Consider the following 14,849-nt stretch of genomic DNA (forward strand, 5'->3'; position numbering starts at 1 on the left):
GTCGAGGAGCGACGCAGGAGCGTATCGAGACCCGTTCGTGTTGGTCTCGATACGGCGCAGGGGCGCCTACTCGACCGCCGAGCTCGTGACCGAGCCGAAGTCCTACTCGAAGGCCTACGGCGCCGCGCACGGCGGGTTCAGCCTCGTGCCGGCCGCCTACGTCTTCCTGGTCGACGATGACGGCCGGGTGCTGCTGCAGCGACGGGCGAACACCGATTACTACGACGGGTGGTGGGCGGCCGGCGCGGCCGGACATGTCGACGCGGGCGAGTCCGTGCACGCGGCATCCGCCCGCGAGGTCCTCGAGGAGCTCGGCGTCGTCGTCGATCCGCTCGACCTCGAGCCACTGACGGCCATGCACCGCACGGCACCGACCGGGCTGCTTGTCGACCAGCGCCTCGACGTGTTCTTCGCCTGCCGCCGCTGGGCGGGCGAGCCCGCGCTGCAGGAGGACAAGGCCAGCGATCTCGCCTGGTTCGACCTCGGCGCCCTTCCCGAGCAGGTCGTGCACCACGAGCGGTTCGTGCTCGACGGCTGGCGCGATGGAACCCTCTCGCCCATCTCGGCGTTCGGCTTCGACACGGCGCCCGAGCCCTCGAACTGACCGGCGGCATCATCGCCCTCGGACCTCCCGCCAGAGGTCTGCCCAGTCCTCGGCCGTCAGCCGGCCGGGGAGCGCGTCGGCCGCGAGCCCGCGTGCGGCGAGCCAGCGCTTGGCACGAGCCGAGGGCAGCGGATGCCGCGTGCGCGCCAGCACCTGCGCGAGTCCGCGTCCGCGACCCCGGAACACCTCCGCGACGAAGGCCTGGTAGGCCCGGCGCTCGGCGTCGGGCACGAGCGGAGCCGGCCTGCGAAGGATCGTGAACAGCCCGCCGTCGACCGACGGCACCGGACGGAACGCGTGCGCCGGGACCCTCCGGTCGAGGGCGAACTCGTACCACGGCGCCCACTGCACCGTGAGCTGGCTCGTGCCCCCGACCCCGCACCGCCGCCGGGCCGCCTCCCACTGGGTGAGCAGCACAGCGGTACTCCAGCTCCGCTCGGCGAGGAGCTTGCGGAGGATCGCGGTCGTCAGGTGGAACGGCACATTGCCGACGACGACGTGCGGATGCGACGGATGCCGCCACGCCAGCACGTCGGCGTGCACGACCTGCGCCGAGCCCGCGAGGTCGCGGCGCAACGCGTCGGCGCGCCTCGGGTCGAGCTCGATCGCGGTGAGCGGGCGTCCGAGCCCGGCGAGGGGGCGGGTGAGGGCCCCACCGCCCGCGCCGAGCTCGACGATCGGTCCGGGCGCCGCGTCGACGAGGGCGAGGATGCACCCGATCACGCGGCGGTCGACGAGGAAGTTCTGGCCGAGTTCATGGCGCCCGCCGGCCGGCGGACCGGACGGTCGGCGGGTGGGATCCGAGGGAGGACGGGTGGGATCTGGGGATGGACGGCTCGGGGTTCGATGGGTGCGCACTGCGACTCCGCTGCTGAGGGATTCCTGCAGCCGGGCACGCCGAAGGTGCACCGGCCATGGTCAGGGGCCGAGGCGGAGACTCGCGGAAGGAAGCCGGCGCTCCGCCTCAGGCGGTGCGGGGCCGAATGATCATCGCGGAGAACGTGCACATCACGATGGTCGAGCGTACTCAACGAACGGAGCGGAGTCGACCCCACTGCTCCGGTCGAGCCGGCTCCTCGCGAGCGTCGAGCCCGGTCGTGAGCCCGGGCGCGAGGACCGCCGGCACCGGCGCGGCATCCGCGGCGCGTAGGCTTCCCCACATGATGGGAGTGCTCTCGACCGGCATCGCGATCGCCGTGGGCGCGTTCGTGCTCGCGCTGGTCATCGGCATGACCGTGCGCGCGGTGCGTGCCGGACCCGGCCGGCGACTGCGCGCGGCGTTCAGCCCGCTCATGAGTTCGCTCGAGGTGCACCAGGAACTGCACACGGGGCAGAAGGGCCTGCAGGAGAGCGTCATCGAGACGATCCAGGAGCAGTCGACACATCCGTCGCGCACCGATCGCGACCCGACGCGCAACTGAGGCGATCGGCGACCGGTGCGCAGCTCGTGGCCGGAAGGCCGCGGCTCAGCGCTGCGCGGGCTCCAGCGCGCGCGTCACGAGGGAGGCGCCGACGAGCACGGCACCGACGACGAGCGAGAACTCGCCGACGAGGCCGAGGAACGGCACGCCGGAGGGTCCCTGCGCGAACCACGGCATCGACGAGACGACGAAGCCGATGAAGCCGATCAGCACCTGCACGGCGAGCCAGACGCCCAGCAGGACGAGGCCGGAGAGGAACATCGTTCGGGCGGACAGGCGCGGGGGAAGGGTCGACGTCTTGAGACTCACCGGGGAAGCCTACCGGCGCGACGCCGGTCCCCCTGACGCCCGGGTCCCGCCGGCGCAACCCCCTGGGACGCCGAGCCCGGCGGTCGTACCGTGGCAACATGCCACGAGACGGAGACAAGTCAAGGATCGGGGAACGTCTGACAGGGGTCCGCGACCCACAAGATCCGGACGGCCTGCTGACGGTCGAGCAGGCCGAGAACCCCCCGGACCCCTTGGCGTTCGGGCATGAGGAAACCGACACGCTCGAGAACGAGAAGAAGCGACGAGCTCAGCATTGACGAACCGCTGTGGCTGCGCTTGCCCAGCGGGTTCGGTCTGTCTCTCGACACGACCGTCAATGAAGCACGCCCTGACTGAATAATGACGCGAGCCTAGATGCACTCACGACCAGCATCTGGTTGTGTGGCACCGTTCTCGCAGACGGATCCGCTTGTGCGGCACGACCTGTCACGGTGACGGTCGGCTTAGAGAGACTTCGAGTACCAGACCTCGGCGTACGCGTCGGAATTGAACGCCTCCACGCGGGCGAACCCGAGGCTTTCATAAAGTGCATGGGCTTCGACGAGGTCACTCCGTGTATCCAGACGAACCACGTCAACGCCGCGTGCCCGGCAGACATCCTCGACTCGCCGAAGCAGGCGCTTCCCCACACCCTGACCGCGATACTCGGGCAGAGTGAAGACTTTGGTCAATTCAGCGACAGCGCCGTCGAATCGAGCGCCCGCACACGCGATGGGCTCGCCGTCCTGCATCGCGATGAGAAGAACACCGGTCGACCCAGTCAGGTCGTCGTATGGCTCGTCGCGAAGGGCCTGCTCCACCTCGTCCGGAGTCGCCGGGCGGCCGTAATACCGAGATGCCAGCTCGAACATGTAGGACCGAATGATCGCGTGCGCATTCGGTGCCTCCGGAGTCAGGGCTTCAATGGTGAACACGGTCTCCAACCCTATGTCTGCATGTGAAGTCCCTCGCAGAGGTCATCGCAGGTCCACCGGGGTTCCCACATGCGGATCGGCTTGCAGGCGGCATCAACGACTTCCTGGATCCCGATTCGCGAAAGCTCCTCCCTCGGCCGCCTTGCTTCGAGCCCGATGTTCTACCCACACCATCACGGTGCTGTCGCGGCGGTCGAAGAGCTGAGCGCCGACTTCAAGATCTGAGTGGTGCCAGAACACTGGTGTGGTCTCGTCCGCCCAGAATCGTTGTGGCGAGTCCAGAGTCATGGCGAGCGAGGCGAGCAGGTTTTCGTATGCCAACCTTGTCGCTGCGTTCTCACGCTCGGGAGCGGAAGCGATGAAGAAGGTGATGTTGGTGGGCGCGCTGCCCAGGATCGACAACGAGGCGTGATCGATCCCGGTTGCCGGCATCAATTCGCGCTGCCGAGAACCAGACGGCGGTACCGTGCCGTCGTCAGGCATCACTGTGAACCCAAGTCGTTGCAGCGAAGCGACTGCTGCCTCTTCGCTCTCGAGCCAACGCCCGTCCAATAGCGACAAGACGACGCCGGCAGTCCGCTGCATAGCCATATCATCAGCCTCCACTACGCGGAGTGGATGTGCACCGCAAGCGGATCCGTCAGCGGGCACTCTGCCAAACGCTTCTGGTGCCCGGCTGCGTCAGAGATGCTGGAAAAGGAGCGAACTCATGGGGCCGAGTCCGGCGCCTACTATGCCGAAGAGTTCGTGAGCACGGGCTCGCGTCCGGGTGCCGTCGTGGGTAGCCGATGTACGAGGAAGAGCGAGAGGAGTGCGGCAGCGACGAGGGCGGCGAGCGGGGCCTTCAGGGCGGTGATGCGGGCGTCGTCGTAGGAGCGTTGAACGGATTCCGCGGCTTCGTCGTCGAGGTTGAGAGTGACGCGCGCGTCGTCCACCTCGGCGTCGGACACGAATGGGACGCCTTGGACGAGTCGTTCTGCGACGGCCGATTTCGCGTTCTCGTCGAGCACCGGATCTCCCACGATTCCGCTCAGGAAGACGGTGCTGAGTGTTGCGGTGACGAGCGCGCCGGAGATCGCGGTGCCGAGGGACGAGCCGAGGTTCAGCATTGTGTTCTGCAGGCCGCCGACCTCAGCGGCCGATTCAGCGGGGACGGAGGTGGTGGTCACGGCTCCGAGTTGTGAGGCGATGGCGCCGATCGCGAGTCCGACGATGATCATCGGCACGATGGTCGCGAAGGAGTTCGAGTCGACGTCGAGCGTGACCAGGAGGATGAGCCCGGCGATGATGAGGCCGAAGAATCCGGCGCGGACGATGGCCCGTGGTGAGCCGTTGGGAAGGAGCTGGGGTATGAGAACCGCGGCCAGGAAGAGCGAGAGGGAGAGTGGAAGCAGACCGAGGCCGGTCTCAAGTGGGGTCTTGCCGAGCACGACGGCGAGGTAGACCGGGACGACGAAGAAGAAGCCGGCCTGGATCAGGTACTGGGCGAAGAAGAGGCCGAGTCCTGCTCGAAGCGGGCGGCTCGCGAGGAGCTTGGGGTTCAGTAGCGGCTCGCTGCCGTGTCGTTCGACGCGGGCTTCCCATCGGAAGAACAGCCACACGAAGAGGATGCCGGCCAGGAGCAGCCAGATGCTCGGTGAGAGTCCGAGCCAGGATGGTGCGCCCGGGTGCGGGAGGAGGAGTCCCCATTCGCCGGTTCGGATGACGCCGAGGACGATGAGTGATAGACCGATCGCGGAGAGGCCGACGCCACCCCAGTCGAGACGTGCCGCGCCCGTGCGCACGGTCTCGGGTACCCGGGTGAGGAGCAGGATCAGGAGCAGTGCCAGGGCGGCTTCGCCGAAGTACATGTAGCGCCAGGATGCGTAGGTGGCGACGGCGCCGCCGAGGAATGGGCCGAACCCGCCGGCTAGCGCGGCGGACGCTGCGACGACACCGAAGGCGAACGTGCGACGCTCCGGTGGGAAGTTCGCGGCGATGAGGGCCACCATCGATGGCAGCATGAGTGCGGCTCCGATGCCCTTGATGATCGACCATCCCACGATCAGCAGAACGAGGTTCGTCGCGGCGGCCGCGATCGCGGCGCCGGCAGCGAAGAGCAGGCATCCGAGCATGAACATCCTGCGGCTGCCGAACTTGGCGCCGAGTCGGGCGCCGGTGATCATGAACGCGGCCATCACGAGTGCGAACAGCGAGATCGCGGTCTGGATGTCGGTGGCGGAGATGTCGAGGTCGGTCGCGACGGCAGCGACGGAGACGGCCATGACCGCGCTGTCCTGGGTGATGAGGAACTGACCTGCGCCAAGCGTGATCAGAATCAGCAGCCCACCAGTCCGCGCAGTGTTCACGGCATTCACGCTTCGCTGGATGTTGAAGCGCTGGAGCTCGAACGTGCGGTGCCGAGCGAGGATGCCACGCTCTGCTCTTTGAGGATGCGCTGCAGCTCCGCGATGAGCTCCAATTGGGTTCGGTTGATCTCGAGCAGGGCGGTGACGTCGTCGCGGGCCGCGCTGTCGGTCTCGAAATCATGCTGAGCGAGCGCCGCCGAGATGGCGTCCTGCCGCTTCGCGGCGATCAGCAGGATCGCGCCTTGCAAGCCGGCGAGCATACTGAGGAAGAGGTTCAACAAGATGAACGGATACGGGTCCCACGGCGTCGCGAACGTGTTCAGGATCGACCACACGATCATCACGCCGATGAAGATCCCGACGAATGCCCAGCTGCCCATCGCGTTGCGAAGCACGTCGGCTGCCCGTTCACCGAATGACAGCTCGGACTCGTGCTGCTGATGCCAGGTCTTGATCGGGATGGGTCGGAAACTGATCGCCGGGAGTGACTTCAGGAGCTTCTGAATGGGGTCGGACATGATGTGGCCTCGTCGTCCTGTCTCTGGTCGTGTCGTCGGCTCACCGGAAGGAGAGCACGTGGTCGCCCCATCCGGAGCGGAGGTCGCGATCGAGGTCCTCGACCGACCGGTCGGCAGCGTCGATGACCAGCGTCGAACGATGCTCGAGCTCGTAGGCAGGCCAGGCCGATGACCCGTCGGGCCCATCAGGTGGGTTGCCGTGGGCGAAGGCCGCCCATCGCGACTGCATCCGATGGGACACCCGCTGCGCCCTCCGCCTGCCGCCGAGACGAAAGGTGGGGTCCTTCGGCATCGTGTCGAAGTTGCTCCACACGTACGGCAGCTCCATCGCGTGCGTCGCGCCGAGGTGCAGGACCTCCAGCATCGGAGTCGCGAAGTCGAACCGATAGAGCCAGACCGGCGCGACAGTGCACTGCCCTTCGGCCGCCCAGATCGAAGGCATCCGGAACGCGATATCACGGGTAATGCCGAGCCCGACCGAGCGACGCCGGATGCCCTCGTACACGTCGAGCACCTGCGCGTTCGATGGGAAGGCGACATCCGGTTCGTCTCGGCGCATGTCCTCGAGCATCCGTTCGACGCCGTCGGTCGTGATCGGAAGCAACGGCGAATCCCAGTACCGGAAGATCGCCGCCTCATCGCGGTTGGTGCCGATGAGCAGCGGCACGGCGGCAGCTCGCCCCTCGCGGAGCACGTCGGTGGGATGCTCCGGAATGAGATCTCCGTCGACGACCGGAGCGAACGCGAGCGTGCCGGGCGCCTCCGTCGGGATCGCGGTGTAGAGCGCTGCGGCTGCCTGGACGATCCGATCGATCGGCGCACGACGCGCCTCGGCCACGGTGGTGACACCGAGTTCGTCCAGGAACCGGGCGGCGACCCTTCCTGCGCGTTCGCGGTCGTACACGGAGCTGACCGGGGAACTCTGCGCGACCGCTCGGTGGAAAAGCCCTCGAGCGCTCGGGACCGTGAGCAGCGTCGTGACCAGGCCACCGCCTGCCGATTCGCCGAAGATCGTGACCCGGTCAGGGTCGCCGCCGAACGCGGCGATGTTGTCATGCACCCACCGCAGCGCAAGCATCACATCGGAGATACCGGGATTCGGCGAGACCCCGTGAGCCCCTGGTGCGCCCGACAGGTCGAGGAATCCGAGAGCACCCAGGCGGTAGTTCACCGTGACGACGATGACGCCGGCGTTCGCGGCCAGCCGCGCTCCGTCGAAGAGCGGCTCACGGGAGGAGCCGTACATGTACGCCCCGCCGTGAAGCCAGACCATGACCGGCGCACGTGACGTGATCGTAGACCGCGGACTCCACACATTGATGGTCAGGCATTCCTCGCTGACGACCCCGCCGATCACGATCGTTGGATCAAGAGGCTGAGGTGCGGCAGGCCCGAAATCCGTGGCGTCGAGGACTCCCGACCATCCCGAATGGGGGGTGGACGCCGACCACCGCCGTTCCCCGGTCGGCGGAGCACCGTACGGAATCCCCTTCCATGCCCTGACCGCACCAATGCTCGCCCCGCGTACTTGCCCTGACACGGTCGGGACGACCGAATCCGATGGCTCCATGTGCTCCCCCGGAAGTCCGTCTGCCGCCGACGCCTATGCCTTCGCCTCGTCCTCCGGTTCGGCGGTGGTGCCGTGATGGACGAGGAAGTCGAGCAGGTCGTTCATGTGGTGCACGCCGAGGCGTTCGCCCTCGAACCCGAACTGCCGGCCCGTGGATTCGTCAGTGATCTCGACCGTGCGGGTCATCAGGCGCTGCTTGAATTCGAAGCTCAGGTGCTCGAGCGCGAGCTCACCGAACGGCACGAGCGGGCCGGGGTTCGCAGCCCCGTTGTGGCGGTTCTCGGGGCTGAGCAGGTAGAGCGTCTGCTCGGTTGCGGCGAGGATCACCACCGGTGGCAGCTGACTGCTCTGCGCGTACGTGCCCAGCGTGCCGCCCGCGGCTGCACCGACCGATGCGGCCTCGGTGCCGGCCTGACCGCCGACGAGACCGCCCGCTACGGCGCCGGTCATGCTCTTCCAGTAGGTGCCCTTCGGTGAGAAGTCACCGGCGACGATGATGCCGTCATCGCCGGTGGCGTCCCGCGACAGGTCGATCAGTCTCTGCTTGCGGTCCATAATTTCCCCCTTATTCAGCGCATCACGTTCGAATTACGGCCGTTCGCGCACCCCTGCAGTCGTCTCTGTCCTTGTCCTGTCAGCTCGAGGGTTCACCCGCGTCGGCCGCGTCGGCATCAGCTCTGGCGACCACGGCCGCGAGCACGTAGTACTCCGCCTCCTGTAGCGCGTAGACCGCCCACTCGATGGCATCGGCAGCGTCGGCCTCGGCTCGATCGGCGGCTCGGTCCACCCGCTTCACCTCGCGGTCGGCGGCACGGTCTGCACGCTTCGCCTGACGCTCGGCCTGGCGGGCCTCCTGATCGCTCTTCAACGATGCGAACCCGTCGGTGACCGACTTCTGCAGGTTGGCCCACCCATCGGTCAGGTCTGCGACATCCGCTTTCGCCTTCGCGTCGACGTCACGCTGCGCGTCGTCGAGCGAGCTACGCAACTCTGTCAGGCGGGCGTCGACCTTCGCCTTGTCCTGGGTGTGAATCTCGCTCGCCGACTGTTCGAGCTGCCTGGTTTGGTCTTTGAGCTTGTCCAACTGTTCAGAGAGTGCCACGTGCTCGTCCTTCCCCTTGATTCATGAACCATTCAGCGCGAACGGTACGGGTGCATCGGGACTTCCGGCAGGGGTTGCAAGAATACGCTAACTAAGTTAGTGAATCTATCCCTGCCGGTGTTAGCATCCGTCGATGGAGGGCAGCGCAGTGGGCGCGACATCGTCACCGGTCGGAACCGACCAGGTGGCGCGAAAGCACGTTCGCGTTCGGAGAGCACTCCTCATCACGGCCGCCACGGTCGCGACCATCGCGGTCGTCTTCGCCATCTTCCAGTTCTCTCCGTCACCACGGCCGCGCGCTGTCCAGAGCATTCAACTAACCGACAAGATGGCCGAATCGGCATTCGCCGCCCTCATCGCTTCGGACCTCGCCGACCAGAGCTTGTTTGCGGAGTGCCGGGCCCGACGTGTGGACCCGCCCGGCGATCCGGTCGGAGTCGTCGTGCTCTTCCACGGATATACGAGTTGCCCGAACCAGTTCACCGGTATGGCGAACCGGCTCGCCGACGCCGGATACACGGTCCTGTTGCCTCGGATGGCCGGTCACGGACTCGCAGGCCGGATCATCGAAGAGGGCCTGGTCGATCTCGACGAGTTCGCGGCGTGGGGCCATAGCATGCTCGACATCGCGAGCGCGATGAACAAGACCGTGATCATCGGGGGCCTCTCGGCCGGCGCAACCCTCGCTCTCTGGCTCGCTGAGGAACGCGACGACATCGACCGGGTCGTCGCGATCGCCCCCATGCTCAACCCCCTCCTGGTTCCGAGCCCCGTGACCTCAGCCGCGGCGAACCTGCTCAACGTGGTGCCCTCCATCCCGATCTGGTGGGATGCCGGGCTTCGCGAGCGCGCCCAGGTGCCGAGGTACTCGTACGCCCAGTTCCAGACACGTTCGCTCGGTGCGGTCGTGACCATGGGCATGGCGGTCTCCGACGATGACGACGGCACGCGCGGCGAGGTCGCCCTGATCATCAATCCGAACGACGAGTCCGTCGACAACGACCGCATCCTGCAGCTCGCCGTCAGAGAACGTGCGGATGGCGCGAACGTGACGGTCTACACGATCCCAGCGTCCCTCGGGGCCGGACACGAGTACATCGATCCCGGCAACCCGGAGAACCGGGCGGCGCAGACGGTGCCCGGGCTGGTCGAGCTGCTCACCACCGGGTCCACCACATCGTTGGGAGAGCGGTCGTGAATCGGTCGGAACGAGCATCCCGTTACGGAATCGGCGCGCTGATCGCCGTGTTCGCAGGATGGTTCATCCTGCCGATCCTGATCGGACTGGGGCTTCCCGGCCCAACCGATGCGGATCGGACCGCGGACGGGGAATTCTACCGAACGGTCCGCGGCGTGCTCCTCGGCGAGGTCATGCTGGTGTCCATCTCGCTGCTGTGGTGCATCGCCGTCATCACCTTCCTCGCCCTGTGGCCGCGGGTGCTCGTGGACTCCAAGCCCACCCGCCGCTGGGTCGTGATCGTGCCGATCATCACGGTCATCCCATGCCTGCTGTTCACCCGCTACGACGCGTTCCTCGACATCGGGCCGGGCTTCTTCGCCGCGACCGTGCTGATGGTCCTGGTCATCGGCGCATCCGAGGAGCTACTGTTCCGCGGCATCACCGTCGAACTGCTCCGCAATCGCGTCTCGGAGGGATGGGTCGCGTTCATCTCCACGATGCTGTTCGGCCTGGCGCACCTGATGAACTCGCTCGCGGCCGGCGTGCTGAATCTGCCGCAGGTGCTCAGCGCGATCGTCGTCGGCTACCTGCTGTACCTGACGAGGAGGTCGCTCCGACTGATCATCTTCCCGATCCTGCTCCACGCGATCATGGACCTGTTCGAGTTCTCCCACATTGGCACGGCTGATGGAGCGAGCTTCTACAACTTCCTCTTCAATCTCGCCCTCGTCATCGTCGTCCTGGCGTGCGGCCGGCTGATCTCGCCGCGCCGACCCTCTACGCTGAACGCACCGGACTCGGACCAGCGACTGGGGGCATGATGCTGGCAGCACTGGCGGTCGGACTCGCCGCGATCCTCTACATCCTGGTCGTCGGGCTGCTCGCCCGTCGCGTGCTCGAGACGCCCATCGGGTGGCCGCGCGCGATCATCGTCGGCCTCGTCGTGTTCGTCGCGAGCGTGTCGCTGCTTCGCGCCGTCGAACTTGGTTCCGGCCTGCTTGCACCCGCGGGGTCGCTCGCCGTGGACCGCGTGATCTTCGTCCTCTTCATCACGGTGGCGGCAGGGTGGACCGTCGCGTGCGGCATCGGAATCCTGGTCGCCCTCGAGCTGGTCTGGCCCACCCGCCATTTCGGAGGCCCAGTCGCGGCGGTGAAGGCGTTCCGTGCCCGTCGCCGCCGGGCACGCCGGTACGCGCAGGTGCTCGCGATCGCCTCGCGGCACGGCCTCGGTCCGCTGGTCCACGGCGGCAAGGTGTCGGATGCCGCCGCGTGGCTACCCGGAGCGCTCGTCGACGCCCTCAACGAGGCCGGCGTCACCTTCGTCAAGTTCGGGCAGGTGCTCTCCACCCGCGACGACCTCGTGCCACCCGAATACACGCGAGCCCTCGCGACCCTCCAGGCGGGGTCGAGCACAGTGGCGTGGGATCGCATCCGCACGGTGATCGAGCAAGAACTCGGGGGCCCGATCGATGCCACCTTCGCCTCGATCGACGAGCAGCCGCTCGCCGCAGCATCCGTCGCACAGGTGCACACGGCCACACTTCTCGACGGCACCGAGGTCGTCGTGAAGGTGCAGCGACCGGATGCCGCAGCGCAGGTACGCGCCGACGTGGACATCATCCTGCGACTCGCCGCCCGTATCGAGGAACGCACCGACTGGGGAAGCGAATACGGCGTCGTCGACCTCGCGGACGGGTTCGCCGCCGCACTGAACGAGGAGCTCGACTACCGCATCGAAGCGGCGAACATGACCGCCCTCGGGCGAATCGCTGACGAGTCCGAATCCGCGGCCATCCGGATCCCGCGCGCGTTCGAGGCGGTGAGCACAGCACGCATGCTCGTCATGGATCGCGTCGACGGCGAACCGATCGGAGCATCCGCAGACCGACTGTCCCAACTCGACCCCGAGCTGCGCACCGAACTGGCAAAGGGCGTGCTCGACGCCGTGCTCGAGCAGGCGCTCGTGCGCGGCATGTTCCACGCCGACCTGCACCCCGGCAACTTGCTGCTCACGGCCGACGGCGACATCGCCCTCATCGACTGCGGTTCGGTCGGCGTACTCGAGCGCAGCCTGCGTGAGCGCATCGCGGCGTTGCTGCTCGCGGTGATCAACGACGACGACATCGGCACGACCGACGTCGTGCTGCTGGTCGCCGAGGCGGCCGACGACACCGACCGCGTCGCACTGCAACGCGACATCGGCCGCGTGCTCACCCGCATGCAGGTGTCCACGCAGACCGGCAGGATCTTCATGCAACTGCTCGACGTGCTCCGCGATCACCGCCTCGCGGTGCCGCCGGCCATGACCCTTGCCTTCCGCACGATCGTCTCGCTCGAGGGCTCGCTACGGCGTATCGACCCCGACTTCGACCTGGTCGAAACAGGTCTCGCGAGAGTCCCTCACTTCATGCGCCGCATGCTCGCGTGGCGCCGTGTGCTCGGCGCGGCCGAGGCGACCGCGGCCGTCGCAGCGGTGCAGGCCAGGACCATGCCCCGGCGCATCGACGCGATCACCTCGTCGCTGGAGCGCGGAACCCTCGGGGTGCGCGTGCGCGCATTCGAAGGCACCGACGAACGCTCGTGGATCGGGTCGATCGTCGCGCAGTTGACGACGACCCTCATCGCGATCGCCGGCATCGTCACGGCCGCGATTCTCGTGGTCTCGGACGCGGGTCCGTTCCTCACCGCGAACGTGCGGACCACGGCGTTCGTCGGCGTCGTGATCGGCCTCGCGGCGTTCCTGCTGCTCTTCCGGTCGTTGCGTGTGGCGTTCGTACGCCGTCGGCGCTGAGAACCCATTTGAGAATGTCAACTGAACTCAGGACCAGGATGGAAATCTAACGGGACCCACCGATTGGTTACTGCGGGTAGCCGACGCCGCAGAAACGGTCGGGCCGCGTCATAGCTTTCGAACAGCGCCCGCAAGCCGGTCGGCGGATTCAAGCGGTCATCGCAACAGGACGTTCCCGATGACTTCGTTCGGGGTTTGGAACTCTAACCGTTTCCGGGGTCGGTCGTTCAGTTCAGCGGCCACGGCGTCCAGGTGAGCCTCGCTGAAGCCAGCGAGCGGGGTGCCCTTCGGGAAGTACTGCCGGAGCAGCCCGTTCGTGTTCTCGTTGATGCCCCGCTGCCACGGCGAATGCGGGTCGCAGAAGAACACCTCGATGCCCGTGTCGATGCGAACCTGTTCCCAGTCCCGCATCTCCGGTCCCTGGTCCCACGTCAACGTGCCCCGCAGCTGCTCGGGCAACTGTTGGATCTTTCGGGTCAGCGCCGGCGCTACCTGGTCGGGCTTGTACCCGTCTGGAAGCGGTACGAGCATCGTGAAGTTCGAGGACCGCTCCACCAACGTCCCGATCGCGGACTGGTTCCCCGCCCCGATGATGAGGTCGCCTTCCCAATGCCCGGGCACGGCACGGTCCAAGGCCTCAGCGGGCCGTTCGACGATGTTCACCATGTTCGGGATCCGGTTCTTCCGCTGCCCGGCCTTGCGTGACGGATGCCGCAACGCCCGCCCGGTCCGTAAACACCGGACCAGTTCCTGCTTCAACGCGCCACGAGACTGCACGTAGAGCGACTGGTAGATCGTTTCCGCGCTCACCTGCATCTCCGGATCCTCGGGGAAGTCCCGACGCAACCGACCGGCGATCTGCTCCGGCGATCGGCGCTTCGCCAGGTCCGCTTCCACTCTCGCACGCAGCCTCGCGTTGGTGGCCAGCTTCGCCGGCTTCGGCCTCACCGCCCGCCCCATCGCCGTCACCTGCGCGACCGAAGCCCGATACCGGCCCCGCACCGTGTTGCGGGTCAGCTCCCTCGACACCGTCGACGGCGCCCGCCCGATCCGCGCCGCGATCGAGCGCACCGACTCACCCGCCGCGACCCCGACCGCGGTCTCTTCCCGCTCCGCGAACGACAGATACCGGCCCTGCAAATTGCGACCGCGTCGTGGCCTGACACCGCCAGCAGCGACCAGCATCCGCTTCGCGGTCGTGCGATCCACACCGATCCGCTCACCGACCTCACTCGCGAACTGGCCCGCCTGAAACCCATCCCACGCCTGCTGGACCAGATCCAGACGAAACCTCAACGCCAAGCCCGCCACAACACACTCCATTCAGTAAGTGTTGCGACCACCGCAAGAACCCAAGGGTCGGGCAGCGGGCAGCAAGTCGATCGACGAGCGGTCTCGCCGGGCCTGCCGAACGAGGTGTCCGTTGACCCGGCCCGGTGAAAACGCCGCAGGGGTACGGCTACTGCAACGACCCGGGCAGGTCTTCGAGAAGAACGCGACGACCGCGCAGGACTCCTCCGCCCGACCCTGGCTGACGGGCCGAGCGCTGGGCACCCATCGAACCGGCCATCGTCACGCGCAAGCGCGTCAGCGGGACCTGCCGACGAGGCCGAGCAGCGCCAGGCCGTAGGCCTCCGCCACGTCGGGATGCTCGAAGCGCATCAGTTCGCCGTCGAGCCGGATCTCGACCGCGAAGGCGTCCTCCAACCTCGTGAGCGAGCGGAAGGTCGCACGCAGCAGCTCCCGGAGCTGGTCCTCCCTTGGCAACCACACCGCGTCGGCGAGTTCGACCGAGTCGAGCGCCCACTCGGTCGTGCCGTTGAAGGCCAGGATCGTGCCGGTCGGATGGCGCCGGGCCTCGATCGTCATCTCGCTCACGGTGAAGACGTCGGCCTCCGCCTCGGCCTCGACATCGGACGGGAGATCCAGCTGGAAGCGGTCGCCCGATTCGGGATGCCACACGAGTCCGGCGTCACGGAGGGCGAGCGCGAGGTCGCGGCTGATCATCTCCCCATCGTGCCCCGAACCCCGCGCCGCGTCACGCCGTACGGCGGTGCACACTGCGGATCCA

General features: G+C 67.3%; 17 protein-coding genes. 6 read left to right on the forward strand and 11 right to left on the reverse strand.

The window, feature by feature from the left end; all coding sequences use genetic code 11:
• Nucleotides 1-37 precede the first annotated feature (37 nt).
• The gene (locus tag GQQ95_RS07340) at nt 38-604 is read left to right on the forward strand and encodes an NUDIX hydrolase (RefSeq protein WP_343032762.1); all 567 of its coding nucleotides are present in this window, start codon (nt 38-40) and stop codon (nt 602-604) included.
• A 9-nt stretch (nt 605-613) separates the two neighbouring features.
• Here the strand turns inward: GQQ95_RS07340 and erm are convergent, their stop codons facing one another.
• Entirely contained in the window at nt 614-1,462 is an 849-nt protein-coding gene (erm, locus tag GQQ95_RS07345) for a 23S ribosomal RNA methyltransferase Erm (protein WP_157427019.1), read from the reverse strand.
• A gap of 302 nt (nt 1,463-1,764) precedes the next feature.
• Between erm and GQQ95_RS07350 the strand changes: the two genes are divergently transcribed.
• On the forward strand, nt 1,765-2,025 hold the full coding sequence (locus GQQ95_RS07350) for a hypothetical protein (RefSeq protein ID WP_157427020.1): 261 nt from the start codon (nt 1,765-1,767) through the stop codon (nt 2,023-2,025).
• A 45-nt stretch (nt 2,026-2,070) separates the two neighbouring features.
• On the opposite strand, the gene GQQ95_RS07355 is transcribed toward GQQ95_RS07350, so the two are convergent.
• Nucleotides 2,071-2,334, reverse strand: coding sequence for a hypothetical protein (locus GQQ95_RS07355; RefSeq protein ID WP_157427021.1), 264 nt, complete (start codon nt 2,332-2,334; stop codon nt 2,071-2,073).
• Nucleotides 2,335-2,432: 98 nt separating this feature from the next.
• Between GQQ95_RS07355 and GQQ95_RS07360 the strand changes: the two genes are divergently transcribed.
• Nucleotides 2,433-2,612, forward strand: a complete 180-nt coding sequence (locus GQQ95_RS07360) for a hypothetical protein (protein WP_157427022.1) — start codon at nt 2,433-2,435, stop codon at nt 2,610-2,612.
• Between the two features lie 186 nt (nt 2,613-2,798).
• Here GQQ95_RS07360 and GQQ95_RS07365 read toward each other — a convergent pair whose 3' ends face one another.
• The 7 genes from GQQ95_RS07365 to GQQ95_RS07395 form a co-directional block, all read right to left on the reverse strand.
• A complete protein-coding gene (locus tag GQQ95_RS07365) occupies nt 2,799-3,269 on the reverse strand; it encodes a GNAT family N-acetyltransferase (RefSeq protein WP_212275338.1) in 471 nt (156 codons plus the stop codon).
• 93 nt (nt 3,270-3,362) lie between these two features.
• On the reverse strand, nt 3,363-3,854 hold the full coding sequence (locus GQQ95_RS07370; RefSeq protein WP_157427023.1) for a hypothetical protein: 492 nt from the start codon (nt 3,852-3,854) through the stop codon (nt 3,363-3,365).
• 146 nt (nt 3,855-4,000) lie between these two features.
• Entirely contained in the window at nt 4,001-5,617 is a 1,617-nt protein-coding gene (locus GQQ95_RS07375) for an MFS transporter (protein WP_157427024.1), read from the reverse strand.
• Between the two features lie 5 nt (nt 5,618-5,622).
• Complete coding sequence (locus tag GQQ95_RS07380) at nt 5,623-6,135, reverse strand: DUF1003 domain-containing protein (RefSeq protein WP_343032764.1); 513 nt, start codon at nt 6,133-6,135, stop codon at nt 5,623-5,625.
• A gap of 40 nt (nt 6,136-6,175) precedes the next feature.
• The gene (locus tag GQQ95_RS07385; protein WP_157427025.1) at nt 6,176-7,705 is read right to left on the reverse strand and encodes a carboxylesterase/lipase family protein; all 1,530 of its coding nucleotides are present in this window, start codon (nt 7,703-7,705) and stop codon (nt 6,176-6,178) included.
• Between the two features lie 33 nt (nt 7,706-7,738).
• Nucleotides 7,739-8,260, reverse strand: a complete 522-nt coding sequence (locus GQQ95_RS07390) for a hypothetical protein (protein WP_157427026.1) — start codon at nt 8,258-8,260, stop codon at nt 7,739-7,741.
• A gap of 79 nt (nt 8,261-8,339) precedes the next feature.
• Nucleotides 8,340-8,807, reverse strand: coding sequence for a hypothetical protein (locus GQQ95_RS07395; protein ID WP_157427027.1), 468 nt, complete (start codon nt 8,805-8,807; stop codon nt 8,340-8,342).
• A gap of 133 nt (nt 8,808-8,940) precedes the next feature.
• On the opposite strand from GQQ95_RS07395, the gene GQQ95_RS07400 reads away from it, so the two are divergent.
• From GQQ95_RS07400 to GQQ95_RS07410, 3 genes are all read left to right on the forward strand, one after another.
• On the forward strand, nt 8,941-10,005 hold the full coding sequence (locus GQQ95_RS07400; RefSeq protein ID WP_157427028.1) for an alpha/beta hydrolase: 1,065 nt from the start codon (nt 8,941-8,943) through the stop codon (nt 10,003-10,005).
• Between the two features lie 155 nt (nt 10,006-10,160).
• Nucleotides 10,161-10,808, forward strand: a complete 648-nt coding sequence (locus tag GQQ95_RS07405) for a CPBP family intramembrane glutamic endopeptidase (RefSeq protein WP_157427029.1) — start codon at nt 10,161-10,163, stop codon at nt 10,806-10,808.
• Entirely contained in the window at nt 10,805-12,778 is a 1,974-nt protein-coding gene (locus GQQ95_RS07410; protein ID WP_157427030.1) for an ABC1 kinase family protein, read from the forward strand. Before GQQ95_RS07405 ends, GQQ95_RS07410 begins: the two co-directional genes overlap by 4 nt.
• A gap of 156 nt (nt 12,779-12,934) precedes the next feature.
• On the opposite strand, the gene GQQ95_RS07415 is transcribed toward GQQ95_RS07410, so the two are convergent.
• On the reverse strand, nt 12,935-14,101 hold the full coding sequence (locus tag GQQ95_RS07415) for an IS30 family transposase (RefSeq protein ID WP_425482562.1): 1,167 nt from the start codon (nt 14,099-14,101) through the stop codon (nt 12,935-12,937).
• A gap of 264 nt (nt 14,102-14,365) precedes the next feature.
• Nucleotides 14,366-14,785, reverse strand: a complete 420-nt coding sequence (locus GQQ95_RS07420; RefSeq protein ID WP_157427031.1) for a pilus assembly protein CpaE — start codon at nt 14,783-14,785, stop codon at nt 14,366-14,368.
• Nucleotides 14,786-14,849 lie beyond the last annotated feature (64 nt).

Source organism: Agromyces salentinus, assembly GCF_009749395.1.
In the GTDB taxonomy this organism is placed as follows: domain Bacteria; phylum Actinomycetota; class Actinomycetes; order Actinomycetales; family Microbacteriaceae; genus Agromyces; species Agromyces salentinus.